A 21,536-nucleotide genomic window follows, 5' to 3' on the forward strand; every position below is an offset into this window, starting at 1 on the left:
TCCTTTTCTATAAATATTCGACCACCTTCGAGGCTCTTCCAATATTGAATAACTACTTACAGATATAAGGATAGGTTTCAAAGCTGTGGTGATCATCAATTTCTTTCATTAAATAATTCCAAAAGCTCGCTGTTACCCATCTTTTCGTGGTTCATAAAATTTTTTTTCAAAAACATTTGCGAAACCAAATAGTTGCGTATATATTTGCAACCATATGATTGCACAATGGAAACGAGACGAGATATTTTTCAGGCCATAGCCGACCCGACAAGGCGGGCTATCATCACACTTATTGCCCTGCAGGCGATGACGCCAAACGCCATTGCGGAACATTTCGACGCAAGCCGGCAATCTGTTTCAAAGCATCTGCGGATCCTCACGGAATGCGAACTGATCAGCCAAAAGCAGCAAGGCAGGGAAATATACTATCAACTGGAAATTGAGAAAATGAAAGAAATTGAAAAATGGCTTGAACAATTCAGAAAGATTTGGGAAGCACGATTTAATCAACTTGACGATGTTCTATCGAAAATTAAAAACAAGAAATAATGAACAGCAATTTAACATTTGACTTTACTGTAGATAAAGCAAACAGCACGGTAAATGTGCGTCGCGAATTTAAGGCAGAGCTTGAATTGGTTTGGGAAGCATGGACAAATCCCGAAATTCTAGACCACTGGTGGGCACCTAAGCCGTATAAAACCGTAACGAAATCCATGGACTTCAGAGATGGTGGAAGGTGGCTGTATTCCATGGTAAGTCCGAAAAATGAGATCCAATGGTGTAAAGCAGATTACCATAAAATAGAGCCTGAGAAAAGTTTTTCATACACAGATAATTTCTGTGATGAGCAGGGTAACGTCGGTGAGAATTTTCCTGATTCAACATGGACGAATGTTTTTAGCGGAAATACTGACACCACAACGGTAAACATCACCATTCAATATAAAAGTTTAGAAATGCTTGAAAAAGTGGTAGGCATGGGCTTTAAAGAGGGCTTCACAATGGCCATGCAGAACCTTGATCAATACATGGAAGCAAAATTCAAACTTCGTCAGCAAAACAAGACCAGTAACAAAGCACGAGTCTCGAGCTATTTGAATTTTGACGGTAAAACCGAAGAGGCGTTTCTGTTCTACAGAAGCGTTTTTAAAACTGAATTCTTAGGAAAAGGAATTGAGCGATTTGGTGATATTCCTGCTGATACAGGGCATCCTCCTGTGGCTGAAGAAATTAAAAAAATGGTACTGCATGTAGAATTGCCAATAACAGGAAACCACATTTTAATGGGAACAGATGCGCCGAAAGAGATGGGATTTACGTTAACCCGCGGCAACAACATGCATATGTGTATTGAACCGGAAACAAGAGAGGAAGCCGACCGCCTGTTTAACGAGCTTTCCGAAGGAGGGAATGTTACCATGCCAATGGCAGATATGTTTTTCGGAGCTTATTTTGGTGAGTTCTCCGACAAATACAACATTAATTGGATGATCAATTTCCAAACGAGGTAATGAAGAAATAACATTTTTCATTTGGCCGCTGTGATAAAAACTACTGTTGCAAAAAATTGCATCGCGTGAGTCGCTAGTAGCAGCATCATTGAGTAAAATAGGTTCCTGATTGCATGAAATAGATGCACTGCTGCATGAAATAGATACAATGTTGAGTGAAAAAGACGCAGCGGTGCATGAAAAAGACGCAAAAGTGCATGAATAAGACGCAAAAGTGCATGAATAAGATGCAACAATGCATGAAAAAGATGCAATGGTGCATGAAAAAGATGCAATGGTGCATGAAAAAGCCGCAACCTTGCGCCTATTGGACGCAAGGTTGCGGCTTAATGAATGAGTTCCTAAGCTTTCAGAGCTTCAGTTGTTTTGACGCGTCTAACAAATCGCTTGGCGATGTCGGCGGTTATACCTTTCACGCCAGCATTGGTCTTGGCACCGGTTTTAAGATAGGAATAAACCAAGTCTGCACATTGCATGGCTTCCGATCCCGCCGCGAGCATGGTGTCATCGATGCCTTCAAGAAGGGCTTCAACTTCGATTCGTACCGACATCAACTGATTGACCAGGGTAACATCCTTTGAAAATTCATCAATGTCCACATTCGGCGGAATTAGAGATGCAAAACTCTGGGAGCCCTGCAAATTCAGGTTTACGTACTCTACGCTTTTTGCGCCCATTTTCCGGCTCCTGTGACGTTCCTTCCCCGTCAAATTGATCAAAAACGGCATTTTTTCTTTTACCTGCGCTAATGCTTCTAATACTGCTGTTTTGTCTGCATCGTTTAATATTGCAGATACTCTGTTTGTGCTCATAAGTTTAATTTTTTTAAGTCCATAAATTAGTTCAGAACGTTAATTAAATAGTATGCGCTGGCTGCTCCATACCGGCGCGCAGGTCTCGTCTGCTAGGCTGGAAAAGCTTCTTTAAAATAATAAAAAAGATGCAGAAATGCAAGTAAATAACGAAATTAATTTCACTGATATTCAATGATTTACAAGTTTTTTGAAAGCCAAAAAGGATCCCGAAAAACACCGTTGAAAAAAGGATAATTGCAAGCTGATTTTAAAGGGGATCATGTTCATTTTTTACTGGTAATTGCATAAATAATTGGATCTTTCTGTTGTGCTTTCCAAGGATCCCTTTTCAAAATATGACCCTTATCAGATATGCTAATTCGAGCCATTTCTTACTTTAGTTGATGTTCGCCAGAAGGGCGTCATTAAGGTCTTACAACGGCAATTAGTATTTGATACAGAACTTTCAAGCATGGATTTACATCTTAAGAACAAAATCGTTTTCGTAAGCGGCTCAACTGCTGGTATTGGTTTCGCAATCACAACGCTTCCTGAAAGAAGGTGCCGAAGTGATTATAAATGGCCGCACTCAAAAATCACTTGATGAAGCTATAACGGAACTGAGGAAAGCGGTAGCAGGGGCGAATGTGTCGGGTATAGCGGCAGATTTTTCTAAAGTCGAAGAAGTTAATAAACTGATCTCTCAACTGCCCCCTATTGATATCCTGATCAACAATGCGGGAATCTTCGAACCAAAAGCCTTTACCGACATTCCTGATGAGGATTGGTTCCGCTTCCTCGAAGTAAATGTAATGAGTGGCGTACGTTTATCGCGCCATGTCTTCCCTAAAATGCTGGAAAAAAACTGGGGCCGGATCATTTTCATTTCCAGTGAGTCGGCAGTGTTTATTCCGGAAGAAATGATCCACTATGGCATGACTAAAACAGCACAGCTAGCGATTGCACGTGGCTTGGCGCAGTTAACAAAAGATTCCAACGTAACGGTTAATTCCATTCTACCTGGTCCTACGCGATCTAAAGGTGTAGGTACTTTTATTGATGATCTTGCTAGAACTGAAAACAAATCTGTAGATGACGTGGAGAAAGATTTCTTCACCACAATGAGGCCTACATCCTTAATACAACGTTTTGCCAGTGTTGAAGAGATTGCCGATACTGTAGTTTACTTCTCGAGTCCGCTGGCTGCAGCAACGAATGGAGCTTCCATTCGAGTGGATGGGGGCCTAATTAAATCTATCTTGTAAGATTTCACTTGCCGGGCGTTTGCTATCAAAATGTTCAGTAATATTACTAATTAAAACATCAAACTAATGAAGTTCAAGTCCATCTTCTCAATTTTCCTTTTCCTTTTATTTAATACGATGAACCTGAGCGCTCAGGTACCTGCGATTAAACTAAAATCTGCAACGGATAATAGCACTTTTGATCTAAAAAAAGAAAAAGGAAAATTTGTCGCTTTACATTTCCTGCTTAAAACAGAATGCCCATTTTGCATAAAACATACACAGGATTATTTCACGAAAGCGAAAACCCTCCCAAATGTAAAGCAGGTTTTTATCAAACCGGATTCTGAACTCGAGATCCTATCTTGGGCTAAGAAACTATCTCCAGGCGATCAGGCACAATTCCCCATCTATCGTGATCCGGAGGCAAAACTGGCTGAGCTATTGAAAATCCCTAATGGTTATCGATTCCATGGACAGGTAGTTCACTACCCGGCAACTATTTTAATCGATCCAAAGGGAAAAGAAGTTTACAGGTATGTGGGGAAGAATAATACTGATAGGTTGAGCTTTGAGGCGTTAACAGCGAAGGTAAAGGAGTTTTCGAAGTAAAGGTTTAGCGCGCTTTTTTACCGCAGAGTTCGCGGAGTACAACGCAAAGAGCGCAGAGGCTGGTTGGAGAAAAAGTTTTTTTCAAACGTGTCATCGTCTTTTCCTCTGCGTACTCTGCGCAAAACTTTGCAGCCTCTGGGGTTAAATCTCCGACATACGACAATCTTTTGCTTATTTTAGTTTGCTTAATCAGGCAAAGCCATGAAAATCATTTCCTCTTTAAAATTCATCCTATTTCTTCTACTCACATTCACTGTTCAATCAGTATACAGCCAATATTACCCCGGCCCGGTTTGGCAATCCAAAAACCCTTCGGAAGTGAAAATGAACGCTGCACTGGTCGACAGTGCCGTAAGTTTTGCCCTGAAGAATGACAGCAAGACGAATTACAACATAACTGCTGCTCTCAAAGACTCTTATAAGAATGAACCGGATTATAAGATAACCGGGCCGGTTCAGGATCGGGGTAAACCGGCAGGAATGATCATCCGGAACGGATACATTGTGGCTCAATGGGGAGATATTAACCGGGTGGACATGACTTTCAGCACAACAAAAAGCTATTTATCGACTATGGCCGGACTAGCATTAGATAAAGGCCTGTTGAAAAATGTGAACGAACCTGTAATTAAGTATATCGGTGGTGACACCTTTAAAGGAGATCATAATTCGAAAATAACCTGGAGCCATTTGCTCACGCAGTCTTCAGACTGGTCGGGTTGCCTTTTTGGTGTTTGCGACTGGGCAGACAGGCCTGTTAAGTATACTCATGTTGATGAGCTTAAAACCCGAAAATTCATTGAACCAGGAACGAACTTCGAGTACAATGATGTTAGGGTGAATTTGCTTGCCTACTCATTATTAAAGGTCTGGAAAAGACCTTTACCGCAAATTCTAAAGGAACATATCATGGACCCAATTGGCGCTTCTGATTCATGGAAATGGTACGGCTATGAGAATTCAAAAGTAGATATCGATGGTAAGATGATAGAATCAGTAAGCGGCGGCGGCCACTTTGGCGGCGGCTTGTTCATCAATACTCAGGACCACGCACGGTTTGGCTTATTATTTTTACGTAACGGTAGGTGGAATGACCAGCAGCTCATTTCCGAAGATTGGGTTGGAGCAGTTCAGCAGCCCTCGGCCGCTAATAAGTCGTATGGTTACATGTGGTGGCTAAACGCAGAGGGGCGCTACAAAGACGTTCCGGCAAACATCTATACCGCTGACGGGTTTGGCGGAAATTTCATTGTTGTGGATAAAGACAGGGATGTTGTGATTGTTGCGAGGTGGCTGGAGCCGTCGAAGTTGGGGGAAATGATTAAGAAGGTGATTGCTTCAGTGGAGTAGTGGTAGATGGTTCGTTGTTAGTTGTTAGGCTGGAGGATAGTTCGGGTATGAAGAGAATTTCAGTTTTGACTTGCATTTGTTTGCTAATTACTGACCTGGTCATCGCTCAGGATGGGAGGAAAAATATCGCAAACGGATTTAACAAGCTTGACTCCGTTAGTACGGCGGAGGGAGTTGAAGCTATCGTGTCTCAGGTCGATAAGCGGTATGTTAAATTCCGGGTTTCCACATCCCTAAATTTCGAACTGGACCATTGCAAAAGCCTTGGCGATATCAACCAATTCAAAGCAATTAGCAAGGCTGATTTCGACAAGAATGGATATACCGATTTATTAGTGGTTGGCATCGTGGACAAAATCCCTACGATCCTTACTCTTATGGGCTCAAGCGAAAATAAAATAAGCGTAAACATCCTAAGTAGATGGCGTTCGCGGCGATGCTCAATCGCTAAAGCTGTTACGGAGGATGAGGATACTTTTATAGAGCTTAAATATTTCAGGCCCTACAGCCAGATGCCCGATTCCGCCAAGCTGATTTTCAAGTTTGGAGACTTTGTGGAATACAACCCTAAGACCAGGAGATACAACGTTGAAAAAATTGAATATAAGTTTAATGATGCTTTCGCACTCGAGATAAATACTAACCGCAAAGCATCCCTCAAAGCAACAGAATACAACACCCTCAGAAGCGATTATTTTAACGCTAAATATATAGGACGGATAGACGTTGCCAGGTATGAAGAATTACTTAGCATTCTGGACTATTCAGACTTCCCATCTCTGCAAAACCAGTATGATATAGGTGGCAGTCACTTCTCAAGCGGAATATTAAAAATTACCTACAACAATGGGCTAGTGAAGATAATAGTTGATCATGGCCTGATAGGAACTTTCGCCCTCAACAGGATTCATGACAAAATGGTAGCAATCAGAACAAACCAGGAATGGAAGCTTGAAGCACCAAAAGCACTTATTCCATTACCAAGCGTTTCAAATTGAGCGACGAATAACCCCTCAGTCAGCCGAAGAGGCTGACAGCTCCCCTTGGCTGGGGAGCTGTAAACGTACACACCGCCTTAGACGCCACAGCTCCTTAAATAGCAGCACTGCCTAACCCTTATAATCCTGATGGCAGCGTAAAGCCCGCAGCCGAAAATAAACTTCTGAGTTTAATCGGGTATGTATTGGCGAGGACTTGCAGCGAACAGCAGGACTGCCGATCCCTATGAAAACCAGGCTCCGCTTTGCAAATAATAAATATTAACGATAGTCTTAAAGTTCCGGTACATTTAAAAAGCCAGCGAATTAATCCCAGAACACAAAAACATTCGGAAAATGTTACTCACTGAGAGCATCCGATGAGAGATTGCTCCACATACTGCCACCTTCCGGGTCGATTCGTCAGTGAAATATTCATTTACTAAAACATACGACCCCTTCAGGCTCGACTAGCCAATTCACACCAACCAGCATCCGCCGTGCAGCCACTTTCAAGTTTCACCCTTCAACTTTCACCTTTCAACTCCTTACAAATGGATCAAAATTTCCTTTGTGCCGTTTGTGCTTTAGAAAAAATGTCCTATCTTTGCAGTCCCTAATTTTAGGGGCAATAGAATATATTAAATAATTTAAATTCAAGCAAGTGAATACGTTAAGTTACAAAACTGTCTCTGCCAACAAAGCGACCGTCAGCAAAGAATGGGTAGTTGTTGACGCTCAAGGAGAGATTTTGGGGCGCTTGTCTTCTAAGATCGCAATGATGATTAGAGGAAAAAACAAGCCATCGTACACCCCACACGTAGACTGCGGCGATAATGTAATTGTTATCAATGCAGACAAAGTCAAACTGACAGGAAACAAATTCGCTGAAAAGCAGTATGTTTCTTACACCGGTTACCCTGGTGGTCAGAAGTTCATTTCTCCAAAGGAATTAATGGCTAAGCATCCTACCCGCGTGGTAGAGAAAGCTGTACGTGGTATGTTACCTAAAAACAGTCTGGGCCGTGCATTGTACAAGAACCTACATGTTTATGCTGGTACTGATCATCCGCATGCAGCGCAAAATCCAAAAACCATTAAACCGTAATCAAGAGAAATGTCAACTATCACTAACACTTCAGGAAGAAGAAAAACAGCAGTTGCGCGCATTTATCTGCAAGATGGAAGCGGCACAATTACCGTAAACGGTAAAGATTACAAGGAATATTTTCCAACATTGCCATTACAATACATCGTTACTCAGGCAAACGAAGTTTCCGAAACTATTGGAAAATTCAACGTGGTTGTTAACGTAGCAGGCGGTGGCGTTAAAGGACAGGCAGAAGCCGTTCGTTTAGCAATCGCTAAAGCTATTGTAGAGCTTGATCCAGAGAAAAAACCTTCATTGAGAGCAAAAGGCATTATGACCCGTGACGACCGTATGGTTGAGCGTAAAAAACCAGGTCAGAAGAAAGCCCGTAAGAAATTTCAATTTAGTAAACGTTAATCTCAGGAGGATAAGACAATGGCAAGAACAACATATCAGGACTTACTGGATGCAGGTGTACACTTTGGTCACCTTACCCGCAAATGGGATCCGAAAATGGCACCGTACATTTTCATGGAGCGTAATGGCATCCACATTATAGATTTAAATAAAACAATAGTAAAATTAGAAGAAGCTGCTGCTGCGATCAAACAGATCGTAAAATCAGGACGTAAAATCTTATTTGTTTCTACTAAGAAACAAGCTAAAGACATCGTTGCTGAGCAAGCACGTTCAGTAAATATGCCTTACGTAACCGAGCGTTGGTTAGGTGGTATGTTAACTAACTTCGCAACCGTTCGTAAATCAATCAAGAAGATGTCTAACATCGACAAGATGACTAAAGACGGAACATATGATGTTTTATCAAAGAAAGAAAAATTGATGATTCAGCGTGAGCGTATCAAATTAGAATCCCTTCTTGGAGGTATTGCTGATCTGAACCGTTTGCCAGCTGCATTATTCATTATCGACGTGAAAAAAGAGCACATCTCTGTTGCTGAGGCGATGAAATTAAACATCCCGACATTTGCAATGGTTGATACAAACTCTGATCCGTCAAACATCGATTTCCCAATCCCGGCTAACGATGATGCTACAAAATCAATCACTTTGATTACTGAAGTTATCATGAAAGCTATCCACGAAGGATTGGACGAGCGCAAACGCGAAAAAGAAGAAGAAGCTGACAAAGAAGCTGCTTCTGCAAAGGCGAAAGTTGATACTGAAGGCGAAGCTAAAGACGAGGCAGCAACTCCGGGCAAACGTACCCGTAAAGCTACTAGTCCTGAAGGTGTAGCGGTTGATGCTGAGCCTGAAGCTAAAAGCGAAGAATAACTCGTTATAACATTCCTTCCCCGCATTCAAGGGGACGACAATAACATTAATTTTTAATAGTAACAGGGCCACCGTAAAAGTGGTCCTGTTTTAAATAAAGGAAATAACATGTCTACAGTACAAATTACTGCCGCAGATGTAAACAAATTACGCCAGCAAACCGGTGCTGGTATGATGGATTGCAAAAAAGCATTAACCGAAGCAAACGGCGACTTCGAGGCTGCTATCGACTACCTTCGTAAGAAAGGTGCAAAAGTTGCTGCTAGCCGCCAGGATCGTGAATCTAACGAAGGTGTTGTTATTGCTAAAACTACAGCAGACGGAAAACGCGGTGTGATCATCGAGTTCAATTGCGAAACTGACTTCGTTGCGAAGAATGCTGACTTTGTTGCATTTGCTAATAGCATCGCTGACCTTGCAGTGGAAAAAAATCCTGCTTCTCTTGAAGAATTAACTAATCTTGAGCTTAACGGCGAGAAATTAGCGGATACTATCATTTCTAAAACCGGTACAATCGGCGAGAAAGTTGGTGTATCTAAATACGAAACTGTAACAGGCGAAAAAGTTATCGCTTACATCCACGGAAATTATCGCTTAGGTGTATTAGTTGCATTGAGCGCTAACCCGGCGAGTGCTGATGAAATTGGAAAAGACGTTGCTATGCAAATCGCAGCAATGAATCCAGTAGCAATCGATAAAGATGGCGTTGATTCAAAAACTATCGAGCGTGAGTTAGAGATCGCAAAAGATGTTATCCGCCAGGAAGGCAAACCTGAAGAAATGGTTGAAAAAATCGCTGCAGGTAAGCTGAATAAATTCTACAAAGATTCTACCCTGTTAAATCAGGAGTTCGTGAAAGACTCATCGAAGTCTGTAGCGCAATTCCTTAACGATGTAGAAAAGGGCTTAACCGTTACCGCATTCAAGCGGGTTCAGTTAGGAGCTTAATTTATTTAAAATCCTCTCCCGAAACGGAGAGGATTTTTTTTGCCTAAATATTTTTGTGCTATGAATATTGCCCTCATAAACGCTGCATTATTTACGGGAACAGAACGGTTTGATAGTAAAGCCCTCCTGATCAAGGAAGGATTGATCAGTTCCATTGTTAATAATTCTGAAGTTCCGGAGGGTTTCGAAATTATTGATCTCAACGGTTTGAATGTTGCACCGGGGTTAATCGATCTCCAGATTTACGGAAGCGGCGGCAAACTATTCGGTGCTATTCCCGATGTCGAAGGGCTTGAGCAACTGGAGAATGATCTTCTTGCCCAAGGTACTACAGGTTTCATGGCAACTTCTGCAACAAACAGTGATGAGGTAGTAATCCAGGCCATTGACGCGGCTAAAGCATACCGGAAAAGCGCTAAAGGTAATTACCTTGGCCTCCATCTCGAAGGTCCTTATCTGAATCCAAAACGCAAAGGAGCTCATCCGGAGAAATATATTAAAAAAGGTACTCTTGCTGAGATAAAAAGCTGGGTTGAACGGGCTGAGGGTGAGCTGAGGATGATGACCATAGCACCTGAGCTCCAGGATCAGGAAGTGATCGATTATCTTAATTCTAAGGACATTATCATTTCTGCTGGTCATAGTGACGCAACCTATGAACAAGCTTTGGCCTTTTTGAATAAGCCGGTGCATGCTGCCACTCACCTATATAATGCCATGCCGCCAATCCACCACAGGGAACCTGGCCTGGTACCTGCTATCTTCAAACTTAAACCATATACAAGTGTTGTAGCTGATGGTATACACGTTGGTTTTCCGATGATCGAGTTAGCTAAAAAGGAATTAGGTAACCGTTTATTTCTGATAACTGATGCCGTAACTGAGGCAAAACAGGGTATTTACCAGCACGTATTTACGGGCGACAGGTATACAATGCCTGACGGCACCCTTTCAGGTTCTTGTTTGACCATGCTTAAAGCAGTAGAAAACTGTGTTAAAAAGGTGGGGATCACACTTGAAGAAGCATTAAGAATGGCATCAACTTACCCTGCGGAGCTTTTGAAAGGACACAAGGTCGGTTTGTTAAAACCTGGTTACGATGCGAATATCATTGTATTCGATAATGATTTTAAACAGCACAGCACATACCTTGCGGGGAAATTAATTTAATAACTTTATAAAAACATACTCTTCATGAACTACAAACGTATCCTGTTAAAATTAAGCGGTGAGTCATTAATGGGTGAAAAGCAATACGGAATTGATATCGACCGTGTTGCCCAATATGCAAAAGACATCACTGAAGTTCATGCCCAGGGGATTGAGATAGCTATTGTAATTGGCGGCGGAAATATTTACCGGGGATTGAGTGCTGAAAAAGCTGGAATGGACAGGGTTCAGGCTGATTACATGGGAATGCTTGCTACTGTTATCAACAGCATGGCATTACAGGATGCTCTTGAGAAAACAGGTGTCAAAACCCGATTATTAACGGCTATTAAAATGGAGCAGATTTGCGAACCATTTATTCGCCGCCGCGCCGTTCGTCACCTTGAAAAAGGAAGGATCGTGATTTTTGGTGCAGGTACTGGAAACCCATATTTCACAACAGACACTGCCGCTTCATTAAGAGCCGTGGAAATCAATGCGGATGTGGTAATGAAAGGAACACGCGTGGATGGTATTTACACAGCAGATCCTTTAAAAGACCCAACTGCCACTCGCTTTGACGAAATATCCTTTACTGATGTTTATGAAAAAAGCCTTAACGTCATGGATATGACAGCCATCACGCTTTGCCAGGAAAACAATTTACCGATTATCGTCTTTGATATGAACAAACCCGGCAATTTTAAGCGGATAGCTGACGGGGAACCAATTGGGACATTAGTAAGAGGATAACTATACCAACGTGTATGACCGACAGACTTGTTTTATCCGATAGGCCGGAAGCTCGCTGCTCGCATCTCGTTGCTCATTGCTGAAGATTTTATTTATTTTTACAGATCGAACTGTACCATTATGAACGACCTTATAAAAAAACAATTAGACGATGCCAGAACGCACATGGATAAAGCCATAGACTTCTGCGATAACGAGCTGGTTAAGATCCGTGCCGGAAAGGCCATGCCATCGATGCTTGATGGAATATTTGTAGATTACTATGGTACTCCAACTGCCCTTAATCAGATTGGTACCGTAAATACACCGGATGCCCGTACTCTGGTTGTGCAGCCTTGGGAAAAAACAATGCTTATCCCAATTGAGCGGGCTATTATGGAAGCGAATATTGGATTGAATCCTCAAAATGACGGGGTTGTGATACGCTTAAATGTTCCCCCGTTAACCGAAGAGCGCCGGCGCGAGCTTGTAAAAAAAGTGAAAGAGGAAGCCGAAAGGGGAAGAATAGCCGTCCGGAATATTCGTAAAGATGCTAACGAGAAGATAAAACGCACCAAATCTGAAGGTGTTTCAGACGACGAAATAAAAACTGGTGAGGGTGAAGTTCAAAAACTCACCGATGCGAACATCGTGAGGATTGATAAGCTGATGGAAGCAAAAGAAAAAGACATCATGACGGTTTAATATTAATCTGATTGTAAAAAAGAAAGGGAATGAGGGTAAAGCTTGTTCCCTTTTTTAATTTTGGGGAAACAAGCGCCAGGAACCAAGAATCAGTACTTCCACCTCACGTGATACTACCGAGACCGTGTCATTTCAGCGACAGAAATGTCTTAGTTCTTGACTCTTGGTTCTTGGTTCCTGATTTTGATTCTTGATACTTGATACTTTTTTCCCCACCTTTAACACCCTGAACTTTAACAACATATCCTCACGGATAAAAAATATATAAATGAAACTACTACGCGAGTACTTAAAAAACTATAAAGGGCTACTGGTTCTGGCGCTCCTTCTGGCTGCTATTAACCAAATATTTTCCCTCCTTGATCCATGGATCTTCCGTAAGATCATTGACACATATGTCACCCGGTACAAGGAATATACAACGCAGGAGTTCTTCCAGGGTGCAGGTTTATTAATTCTTGCGGCAATGGGCGTTGCTATGGTATCGCGGATAGCAAAGAATTTCCAGGATTACTATGTTAATGTGATCACACAACGCCTTGGGGCAAAAATTTACTCAGACGGGCTGGCACACTCTCTGGAGCTCCCTTACTCTGTATTCGAAGACCAGCGCAGTGGAGAAACCCTTGGGGTATTGCAAAAAGTACGTACCGATACCGAAAAGCTAATCACAGCATTTATAAACATTGTCTTCACCTCATTAGTGGGAGTGACATTCGTTTTTATCTATGCTATAAATATCCACTGGTCAATAGCTGTAGTTTACATGTCAGTGATCCCAATTCTAGGTTTTATAAGCTCCGTGTTAAGTAAGAAGATCAAGGTGGTACAAAAGCAGATTGTCAGTGAAACGACTGCGCTGGCAGGATCTACTACAGAATCTTTACGGAACATTGAACTCGTTAAAAGTTTAGGCTTGTCAAATCAGGAGATCAACCGGTTGAATGGTGTTACAGACAGGATCCTTAAACTGGAGCTTAGAAAAGTTAAATACGTACGAAGTTTGAGCTTTGTTCAGGGAACACTCGTTAACCTTTTGCGTAATGGAATTTTGCTGCTGATGCTTTACCTCATCTTTGCAGGTCGTATTACTGTAGGCGAGTTTTTCTCCTTGTTTATCTATTCATTTTTCATTTTCGGCCCTTTACAGGAGCTCGGAAACATTATCAATATTTATCGTGAGACAGAAGTCTCCCTGGATAATTTCCGGGCAATATTAAACACTCCGAAAGAAAAGAAGCCTACCAATCCGGCTAAGCTAGGACGGATTGAGAATCTCAGGTTTGACTCTGTAAGCTTTAAGCACCAATCTGCAAACCGGAATGCGCTGGAAGATATTTCTTTCGAAACAAACACAGGAGAAACTATTGCGTTCGTTGGTCCTTCTGGGTCAGGTAAAACTACCCTTGTCAAGCTTCTTGTAGGATTGTACCACCCAAGTACAGGTGAAGTGCGTTACAATAATATCTCCGGTACAAATATAAACCTGGATGAGCTGCGTGAAAAAATAGGATTCGTAACCCAGGATACTCAGCTATTCTCCGGAACTATTCGAGAGAATTTATTATTCGTAAGACCCGATGCTACTGATGAAGATTGTATGCGTGTGCTGCATAAAGCTGCCTGTCAGAACTTACTAGCCCGCGCTGATAAAGGATTGGACACGATTATTGGGGAAGGCGGTGTAAAAGTCTCAGGTGGTGAAAAGCAGAGGTTATCTATTGCCCGGGCATTGCTTCGACAGCCTAATATCCTGGTATTTGATGAAGCTACGTCGTCGCTGGATTCAATTACCGAGGAGGAAATAACGGAGACAATACGCGATGTGTCTGTCATCAGCGATCATATCACGATACTCATCGCCCACAGGCTATCTACCATCATGCATGCTGATAAGATTTTTGTGCTTGAAAAAGGGTACATCATTGAGTCCGGTAGACACGAAGAGCTCCTTGCTGAGAAGGGACTGTACTATGCAATGTGGCGCCAGCAGATTGGAGAAAAACATGAATTGGAATTATAAATTTTTTTATATTTATAATAACCTATGGAAAACTTGCTTTATTTAGGCCTTGGAGGCGCAGAGATCATCCTGATCCTTGTTGCAGGTGGAATACCCCTAATCCTTACACTTTATTGCCTGATCGATATCATGCGCTCAACTTTTAGTGATTCAGTCAATAAAATTCTCTGGGTCATTATTGTATTGCTGGCTCCTTTAATTGGATCAATACTCTATTTGGTTTGGGGACGCTCTCAAAAAGCGCGTCTCCAATCCTAAACTGAAACTTAACTACACATTCTTGGTTTAATTTAAAAAGAATGTATGCTCTGTCAAATAAACTTCGATTTCGGGACATCGGAAATAATCATGGTGATTATTGCCCTAATCCCTCTGCTCATTTTAGTCCCGTTTACAATTATTGATAGTCTACGATCTCCACACCTTTCTGTCACTCAAAAATTTGCCTGGATCGTTTTTATCATAATTGCTCCGTACCTTGGAGCTATAGTTTATCTTTTGTGGGGTAGACGACAAAAAATGGTATGATAACTTTAGCAACACTCCTTTTTATTGGCGGACTTATCCGCGTTATTTTCGGAATCATCTGGTTCATCCTACTGATAATAACATTGATGGACCTGTTCAAAAGCAGTGTTCCTTTAAATACAAAGCTCCTCTGGCTGATTGTGATTTTGTTGGCACCGGTTATTGGTTGTTTGGTATATCTCCTTTGGGGGAAATATCAAAAGCTGATTTAAGAAAGTACTTACTTAGCGAGCGTTTTTATGCTTTTCCCCTACTGCGTCGGGGAAGAGTTAATTTCCTTCAAACCCAATGGAACAAGTCGTTTCGTTTTTAACCAGGTAATAAATACGATGATAAGCGTCATTGATCCACCAAATAGAACGGAAGGAATGGTACCCATCAACTTAGCCGTCGCACCCGATTCAAAAGCACCAATTTCATTTGAAGAACCTATAAACATAGAATTAACAGCAGAAACACGTCCTCTCATTTCATCAGGTGTCAGTAATTGAAGTATTGTGGAACGGATGATCACACTGACACTATCGAATGCGCCTTCAAAAAACAAGATTAACAGTGAAAGGTAGAAATTCCGTGATAATCCGAAAGCGATAATACTTATTCCAAATCCGGCAACTGCAAACAACAAGTTTCTCCAGGGTTTATTCATTGGAGGGTACTTCGCCATGATAAACATTGTTACTACAGCACCGATTGCAGGGGCCGCACGCATCAAACCCAAGCCCTCAGATCCCACTTTCAGGATGTCATGAGCAAAGATTGGCATCAATGCTACAGCTCCTCCAAAGAATACCGAAAACATATCCAGGCTTAGGGCACCCAGTAGCATCCTGCTTTTAAAAACAAAGCGTATACCTTCTTCAAGACTTTTATAAATACTTTCTTTTGGGACAAACGTTGCTGGGTGGCTTTTGATAAAGAATATGATGCAACTCAAAGACATGCAAATGAACGATAAGATGACTACGAAACACGAGGTTATTCCACCGAAGCCATAAAGTAATCCGCCAGCTGCCGGTCCAACAATTGATCCCAGCTGGTATGCTCCACTATTCCAGGTTGAAGAATTTGGATAATGCTCCTTTGGTACTATCTGACCCATCGTCGAGAAGGCCGTGGGGGAATAGAAACCACGTGCGAGCCCAATACAAAATATCATGAGGTACATCGTTGCGATTATCATTCCCTGCGACAATAAATCAGCAGCAGTTTGGGACGTGACGAAAGCGAGCGCGGACGAGCATATCAACATCGTACCCATTATACGAATGAGCATATTTTTTTTGTTTGATTTGTCGGCAATATAACCTCCGTAAAGGGTCACCGTGATAGAGGGTATGGCTTCCGCCAATCCTATAAGTCCAAGCGAAAGCGGGTCTTTGGTAAGCTGATAAATATACCATCCTACAACAACTGCCTGTATCTGGTAAGCAAACGTGAAAAGAAACCGCATCGCGACAAACGAGCGAAATTCAGGAAATCGGAGGGCAGCATATGGGTCAGCCTTGGTGCTAACGGGAGGAATATCGCTCATCAAAATCTATTTTGTACCATATTTATCTATGAGATAAATCATGGAAGCGATTGACGCTGCACCTAATTCAAGTTCCCTTTTATTTACATTTTCAAACACATCACTACTGGCATGGTGTATATCGAAATAACGCTGTGAATCTGGCTTAAAGCCGATCAGAACAATTCCTGGAACCGCTGTTTTCAAAGGACCCAGATCAGAACCACTTCCGCCAGCTTCAATATCACTCACTTTGTAGGGTTCAAGCAAAGGTTTCCACTTTGAAAAATGCGCCAGTGCTGTCGGAGAGTCTTCGACGGTAAAGCCGCGGGGGGTAAATCCACCCTCATCCGACTCCAACGCAGCAATGTGTTTCTCATTATTTAGCTTAGCAAGTTCTGCATACTTCGCCCCGCCTCTCAAACCATTTTCCTCATTCATGAACATCACTGCACGGATCGTATTTTTTGGTTGGTAATTAAGCGATTTAAAGATTCTAAGAACTTCTATTGATTGAGTTATACCTGTTCCATCATCGTGAGCACCCTCAGCCAGGTCCCAGGAATCAAGATGCCCACCAACTGTGATAATATTTTCGGGTTTTTCAGATCCCCGGATCTCGCCGATAACATTATAAGAAAGGGCATCTGGCAAAGTCCTGCAATATTGCTTGAAATAAAATTTGACGGCTGTCCCTTTTTCCGATATTTTTTTGCTGAGTAGTTCAGCAGCTTTCGTACTTATTGCTGCAGCGGGTATTTTTGAGACCCCGTCCTGATATCGCATTCCACCGGTATGGGGATTATCATCAATAATATTCGTCATCGATCGTACAATCACCCCAAGGGCACCAAGTTTGGCAGCTTCGACAGCACCCTGTCCACGCTGATTCACTGCTCCGCTATATGCATCAAAAGTGTCGAACAGCCGGGGATCAAAAGGTCGGTTAAAAAACACGATCTTTCCCTTGACTGTCGCACCCAATGCTTTCAACTGTTCAAAATCCTTTACTTCGATAATCTGTGCAGTTACCCCTTCTGCCGATGTGGCAATTGATCCACCAAGCGCGGCAATTCGTACCGGAATTCTCGCCGTACCATCCACAATGAATGCAGTCTCTTTAGCACCTCTCTCCCAATGGGGCACCATTACTTCCTGAAGGTAGACTTTATCGAAGCCATAATCCTCCATAAGCCTTTTGCTCCAATCCACTGCTTTTTGTGCATTTTTCGATCCGCTTAGGCGGGGGCCAATCTGCTTGCATAGATGTTCGAGGTTCTTATACGTATGCCCTTCCATAAGTGCAACGTTATATATCTGTCTGATCACTCCCTCGTCTGAATTCTGGGCAAATAAACATGTCGAGAGAAATAAGGAGGCGATAAATGTGGTGATGAATTTCATATTACAAATTAAAGTATATTTTAATTAGGGCTTAGTTATTTAGGGAATTGTAATTCGTAATTCAAGATATCTTATCCCAGCTTATTCCGCCTGAACGTTTTTCGAAATACTTTCTGAGTATGGTGTTGTGTTCATCTTTCAGCTCAGGGTCGTCTTCCAAAATTTTTATAACTGCCTTTCTTGCTTCGATCAATATCTGCTGATCCTGTGCCAGGTCTGCCAGCTTAAGGTCAAGTACACCGCTTTGCTGCGTCCCTTCTATGTTTCCCGGACCACGAAGCTGCAGGTCAATCTCGGCGATCTCAAACCCATCGTTTGTCCTTACCATGGTGTCCAGGCGGATCTTAGCATCAGAGCTCAATTTATTGCCCGACATCAGGATGCAGAACGATTGCTCGGCTCCCCTTCCTACTCGGCCCCGCAGCTGGTGCAGTTGGGAAAGACCGAAACGTTCAGCATTTTCAATGATCATCACACTTGCATTAGGAACATTAACTCCGACCTCAATTACAGTAGTAGCCACCATGATCTGGGTCTGTTTCTTTACAAAACGTTCCATTTCGGAAGATTTCTCTTTTGCTGTTAGTTTACCATGAACGATACTAATATTAAACAATGGCGGAGGAAATTCATTCGAAATAGCTTCTATACCCGCCTCAAGATAAAGGAGATCAAGTTTCTCGCTTTCCTTGATCAACGGGTATACAATGTAGACCTGTCTGCCCTTCTCAATCTCTTCTTTCATAAAACCGAACATTCTCAGACGCTGGCTATGATACATATGAACTGTTTTAATCGGTTTTCTGCCTGCCGGCAACTCATCTATGACTGAGACATCTAAATCGCCGTAAACGGTCATTGCAAGCGTCCGGGGAATAGGTGTAGCTGTCATAACCAGAACATGGGGAGGTACGACATTTTTTCGCCAGAGTTTTGCACGTTGTTCCACACCGAATCGGTGTTGTTCATCAATAACCACTAAGCCCAAATTCTGAAACTTTACGGCATCTTCAATAAGTGCATGCGTTCCAACTAGAATCTTTAAATGGCCGTTTTCCAGGTTTTCATGAAGAGTTTTACGGGATTTTTTGGGGGTTGAGCCGGTAAGTATTTCAACGTGCACAAAGTCATCTCCCAAAAGGGATTTTATCGAAATGAAATGTTGCTGTGCGAGTATTTCCGTAGGTGCCATTATACAGGCCTGAAAACCGTTATCAATAGCGAGAAGCATCATCATCAGGGCCACGACCGTCTTACCGCTGCCCACGTCACCTTGCAGTAATCTGTTCATTTGAATTCCCTTTTGGGTATCCTGGCGAATCTCCTTAATAACTCTTTTCTGGGCGTTAGTTAAATCAAAAGGAAGTTTTCTTGTATAGAACGTGTTAAAGGAGGCCCCCACATTTGCAAACACCGAACCTTTGAATTTGTGGGTTCTAAGAAGTTTTGTCCGCAGCAGTTTAAGTTGTATAAAGAACAACTCATCGAATTTAAGACGTCTTTCTGCAGATCTGAGGAGTTCGGTATTGTCAGGAAAATGGATATTGAACAAAGCCTTCTGCCGGCTCATCAAGTGATGTTCTTTCAAGATATGGTCCGGCAATGTCTCTTCGATCTGACGAATGACCTGGTCGATAAGGTTCGCCTGAATACGCTGCAGACCACGACTGTCTAAACTAAATTGTTTAAGCTTTTCAGTAGAACTATAAACTGGCTGCAGGCTTAGATTTCCCCGGTTTTCAGCCTTGGGCTGGTAGAGCTCTATCTCAGGATGGGTAATTGAAATCCGGCCGTTAAATACCGAAGGTTTGCCAAAGATCATGTAAACGGATCCTGGCTGCACAACCTTATCCATCCACCTGATACTCTGGAACCAGACAAGTTCGATACTACCCGTTTCGTCTTTGAAGCTCGCTACGAGACGCTTTGCCTGCCTTTCACCTATTACGTCTTTTGTGACAATTCTCCCCAGAATCTGAACGGAAGGGAGCTCTGGATGTAATTCGTTGATTTTATAGAACCGCGTTCGGTCGATATAGCGAAAGGGATAATGCTGGAGAAGATCCTCGTATGTAAATATGCCGAGGTCTTTCTTTAAAATGTCCGCACGCTGAGTCCCGACACCCTTTAAATATTCAATCGGTGTTTTCAGAATCTGTTCTGCCAATGTACGGATGATTTCCCCTGTTGTTTATTCAGCAGGCCGTTTGATTAATTCCCTAATGGTACCCCAGTTGAATATTATTACAGCTGCCAAAAGCATAGAGTACGCATACAACTGGTGGGGGTCAATTCCTTCGTGAAAATAGAAAAATGCAACAGCAAAAGCAACGATCGGGTTTAGATAAATAATGATTCCCAGAGTCGAAGAAGGCATACCGATCAGCGCGTATAAACTAAGAAAAAGTGGTACCACAGTAAACATGACAGAAATGATTACGATGACGACCCAAAAATGTGGATCAAGCGGTATTGCAACAAAGTTTGCAAAGAATATGGGCAGAGTAATAATTGTTGCAATAAGTAAATGTATACCCAGCATATTAAGCTTGTCAACCTTTCCCATTACCCGCTGTATGATGAGATAAAACGCGTAAAGCGCTGCAACTATGACAGACCATAATACATCACGAAAGGAGCCCTGACCAAGTATTACTATACTTATGACCGCAATTGCTAATGCGATAATTTTTAGACGAGATAACGTTTCATTCAAAATGAGGAAGCCACCAATGGCAGTAATTAAAGGGCAAACCATATAAGCAAAGGCAGCGGACTTTAAGCTCACTTCGTTAACTGCATAGATGTATGTGAACCAATTTCCCGTGATTAGAAAACCGGCTAGAAGGGTAAGCCAAAATAGTCTCTTTCGTTCACCAGGAAGTTGTGATTTCAGATTAGTCAGTTCCTCGCTAAGTTTATTTCTCCTGAACAACAAGATCACTAGCCAGGTGATGATGAGAGAAGTGAAGATTCTGTAGTGGAGGATGTCTTGTGGAGGGTATCCCTTTATTACTCTCAAAGGAATCGAGAAAAATCCCCAAACAATTACCGATGATAAAGCGGCTAGAAAATACTTTGCTCTGCCCCCTTTCACTCAGGGCTTGTAAGCGGTAAGGGAAATTTCTACGTTAACATCTTTAGGCAAACCAAGTACTGCTACGGTCTCACGTGCTGGAAATTCAGACTGGAAATATGAACCATAAATACGATTAACATGGCTGAAGTGCTTCATATCACTAAGAAATATACTTGTTTTAACGACGTCTGCAAATGAAAAACCGGATGCTTTCAACAGAGCGGCAATATTCTGCATTACCTGTTTAGTCTCGTCTTCTATCCCTCCTTCGATCAATTGATTAGTGGCTGGATCAATCGCTATCTGGCCAGACACAAAAAGCATACATCCCGCTTTTACGGCCTGGCTGTAAGGACCGATTGGTAACGGTGCATTTTCAGTGTAGATGATTGATTTCATAATTACAGGTTTTCGTACTAAGGGACGATTCAATGATTACTTGGAAAGTACAAACCAATCAAGCAGTTTGTATAGAATACCACCAACAAACATAATAATGGCTAGTGCATTGATGTAATGCATGACCTTCAAATTAAAATTTGTGGGCCGATTTGGATCTGGCTTTCTAAAGAAGTACATCT

The 21,536-nt window shown here is 42.1% G+C and carries 24 protein-coding genes; 17 read left to right on the forward strand and 7 right to left on the reverse strand.

The window, feature by feature from the left end:
• Window positions 1-225: 225 nt before the first annotated feature.
• Together B5X60_RS11285 and B5X60_RS11290 are read left to right on the forward strand one after the other, a co-directional pair.
• Window positions 226-549: an ArsR/SmtB family transcription factor gene (locus B5X60_RS11285; RefSeq protein WP_079702792.1), complete on the forward strand. Its 324-nt coding sequence runs from the start codon at window positions 226-228 to the stop codon at window positions 547-549.
• Window positions 549-1,514 carry an SRPBCC domain-containing protein gene (locus B5X60_RS11290; protein WP_079702793.1) on the forward strand — a complete coding sequence of 322 codons (966 nt, stop codon included), beginning with the start codon at window positions 549-551 and terminating at the stop codon, window positions 1,512-1,514. Before B5X60_RS11285 ends, B5X60_RS11290 begins: the two co-directional genes overlap by 1 nt.
• A gap of 341 nt (window positions 1,515-1,855) precedes the next feature.
• Here B5X60_RS11290 and B5X60_RS11295 read toward each other — a convergent pair whose 3' ends face one another.
• Window positions 1,856-2,326, reverse strand: a complete 471-nt coding sequence (locus B5X60_RS11295) for a hypothetical protein (protein WP_079702794.1) — start codon at window positions 2,324-2,326, stop codon at window positions 1,856-1,858.
• Window positions 2,327-2,835: 509 nt separating this feature from the next.
• On the opposite strand from B5X60_RS11295, the gene B5X60_RS11300 reads away from it, so the two are divergent.
• The 15 genes from B5X60_RS11300 to B5X60_RS11370 all read left to right on the forward strand — a co-directional run bounded on the left by B5X60_RS11300 (window position 2,836) and on the right by B5X60_RS11370 (window position 15,171).
• The gene (locus B5X60_RS11300) at window positions 2,836-3,573 is read left to right on the forward strand and encodes an SDR family NAD(P)-dependent oxidoreductase (protein WP_245803511.1); all 738 of its coding nucleotides are present in this window, start codon (window positions 2,836-2,838) and stop codon (window positions 3,571-3,573) included.
• A 66-nt stretch (window positions 3,574-3,639) separates the two neighbouring features.
• The gene (locus B5X60_RS11305) at window positions 3,640-4,164 is read left to right on the forward strand and encodes a peroxiredoxin family protein (protein WP_079702795.1); all 525 of its coding nucleotides are present in this window, start codon (window positions 3,640-3,642) and stop codon (window positions 4,162-4,164) included.
• A 201-nt stretch (window positions 4,165-4,365) separates the two neighbouring features.
• Complete coding sequence (locus B5X60_RS11310) at window positions 4,366-5,514, forward strand: serine hydrolase domain-containing protein (protein WP_079702796.1); 1,149 nt, start codon at window positions 4,366-4,368, stop codon at window positions 5,512-5,514.
• A 47-nt stretch (window positions 5,515-5,561) separates the two neighbouring features.
• The gene (locus tag B5X60_RS11315) at window positions 5,562-6,512 is read left to right on the forward strand and encodes a DUF6438 domain-containing protein (protein ID WP_139377458.1); all 951 of its coding nucleotides are present in this window, start codon (window positions 5,562-5,564) and stop codon (window positions 6,510-6,512) included.
• Window positions 6,513-7,155: 643 nt separating this feature from the next.
• A complete protein-coding gene (gene rplM, locus B5X60_RS11320; protein ID WP_079702798.1) occupies window positions 7,156-7,599 on the forward strand; it encodes a 50S ribosomal protein L13 in 444 nt (147 codons plus the stop codon).
• A 9-nt stretch (window positions 7,600-7,608) separates the two neighbouring features.
• Complete coding sequence (gene rpsI, locus B5X60_RS11325; RefSeq protein WP_079702799.1) at window positions 7,609-7,998, forward strand: 30S ribosomal protein S9; 390 nt, start codon at window positions 7,609-7,611, stop codon at window positions 7,996-7,998.
• Between the two features lie 18 nt (window positions 7,999-8,016).
• Complete coding sequence (gene rpsB / locus B5X60_RS11330) at window positions 8,017-8,874, forward strand: 30S ribosomal protein S2 (RefSeq protein WP_079702800.1); 858 nt, start codon at window positions 8,017-8,019, stop codon at window positions 8,872-8,874.
• Between the two features lie 108 nt (window positions 8,875-8,982).
• The gene (gene tsf / locus B5X60_RS11335) at window positions 8,983-9,822 is read left to right on the forward strand and encodes a translation elongation factor Ts (RefSeq protein ID WP_079702801.1); all 840 of its coding nucleotides are present in this window, start codon (window positions 8,983-8,985) and stop codon (window positions 9,820-9,822) included.
• Window positions 9,823-9,882: 60 nt separating this feature from the next.
• Complete coding sequence (gene nagA / locus B5X60_RS11340) at window positions 9,883-10,992, forward strand: N-acetylglucosamine-6-phosphate deacetylase (protein ID WP_079702802.1); 1,110 nt, start codon at window positions 9,883-9,885, stop codon at window positions 10,990-10,992.
• 24 nt (window positions 10,993-11,016) lie between these two features.
• Window positions 11,017-11,724, forward strand: a complete 708-nt coding sequence (gene pyrH / locus B5X60_RS11345) for a UMP kinase (RefSeq protein WP_079702803.1) — start codon at window positions 11,017-11,019, stop codon at window positions 11,722-11,724.
• A gap of 120 nt (window positions 11,725-11,844) precedes the next feature.
• The gene (gene frr / locus B5X60_RS11350) at window positions 11,845-12,408 is read left to right on the forward strand and encodes a ribosome recycling factor (protein WP_079702804.1); all 564 of its coding nucleotides are present in this window, start codon (window positions 11,845-11,847) and stop codon (window positions 12,406-12,408) included.
• Window positions 12,409-12,676: 268 nt separating this feature from the next.
• Window positions 12,677-14,431, forward strand: coding sequence for an ABC transporter ATP-binding protein (locus B5X60_RS11355; protein WP_079702805.1), 1,755 nt, complete (start codon window positions 12,677-12,679; stop codon window positions 14,429-14,431).
• Window positions 14,432-14,455: 24 nt separating this feature from the next.
• Window positions 14,456-14,689: a PLDc N-terminal domain-containing protein gene (locus tag B5X60_RS11360; protein ID WP_079702806.1), complete on the forward strand. Its 234-nt coding sequence runs from the start codon at window positions 14,456-14,458 to the stop codon at window positions 14,687-14,689.
• 90 nt (window positions 14,690-14,779) lie between these two features.
• Window positions 14,780-14,959: a PLDc N-terminal domain-containing protein gene (locus B5X60_RS18655; RefSeq protein WP_407641468.1), complete on the forward strand. Its 180-nt coding sequence runs from the start codon at window positions 14,780-14,782 to the stop codon at window positions 14,957-14,959.
• A complete protein-coding gene (locus B5X60_RS11370) occupies window positions 14,956-15,171 on the forward strand; it encodes a PLDc N-terminal domain-containing protein (protein ID WP_079702808.1) in 216 nt (71 codons plus the stop codon). Before B5X60_RS18655 ends, B5X60_RS11370 begins: the two co-directional genes overlap by 4 nt.
• A gap of 38 nt (window positions 15,172-15,209) precedes the next feature.
• Here the strand turns inward: B5X60_RS11370 and B5X60_RS11375 are convergent, their stop codons facing one another.
• The 6 genes from B5X60_RS11375 to B5X60_RS18570 form a co-directional block, all read right to left on the reverse strand.
• Window positions 15,210-16,493 carry an MFS transporter gene (locus B5X60_RS11375; RefSeq protein WP_079702809.1) on the reverse strand — a complete coding sequence of 428 codons (1,284 nt, stop codon included), beginning with the start codon at window positions 16,491-16,493 and terminating at the stop codon, window positions 15,210-15,212.
• A 6-nt stretch (window positions 16,494-16,499) separates the two neighbouring features.
• Window positions 16,500-17,876 (reverse strand): M28 family peptidase, encoded by a 1,377-nt coding sequence (locus B5X60_RS11380; RefSeq protein ID WP_079702810.1) that lies wholly within the window; start codon window positions 17,874-17,876, stop codon window positions 16,500-16,502.
• A 61-nt stretch (window positions 17,877-17,937) separates the two neighbouring features.
• Entirely contained in the window at window positions 17,938-20,043 is a 2,106-nt protein-coding gene (gene recG / locus B5X60_RS11385) for an ATP-dependent DNA helicase RecG (protein ID WP_079702811.1), read from the reverse strand.
• Between the two features lie 24 nt (window positions 20,044-20,067).
• Entirely contained in the window at window positions 20,068-20,973 is a 906-nt protein-coding gene (locus tag B5X60_RS11390) for an EamA family transporter (protein ID WP_079702812.1), read from the reverse strand.
• Window positions 20,974-21,354: a RidA family protein gene (locus tag B5X60_RS11395; protein WP_079702813.1), complete on the reverse strand. Its 381-nt coding sequence runs from the start codon at window positions 21,352-21,354 to the stop codon at window positions 20,974-20,976.
• Window positions 21,355-21,390: 36 nt separating this feature from the next.
• Complete coding sequence (locus tag B5X60_RS18570) at window positions 21,391-21,534, reverse strand: DUF6728 family protein (RefSeq protein ID WP_317043753.1); 144 nt, start codon at window positions 21,532-21,534, stop codon at window positions 21,391-21,393.
• Window positions 21,535-21,536 lie beyond the last annotated feature (2 nt).

Source organism: Daejeonella lutea (assembly GCF_900168015.1).
GTDB lineage: Bacteria > Bacteroidota > Bacteroidia > Sphingobacteriales > Sphingobacteriaceae > Daejeonella > Daejeonella lutea.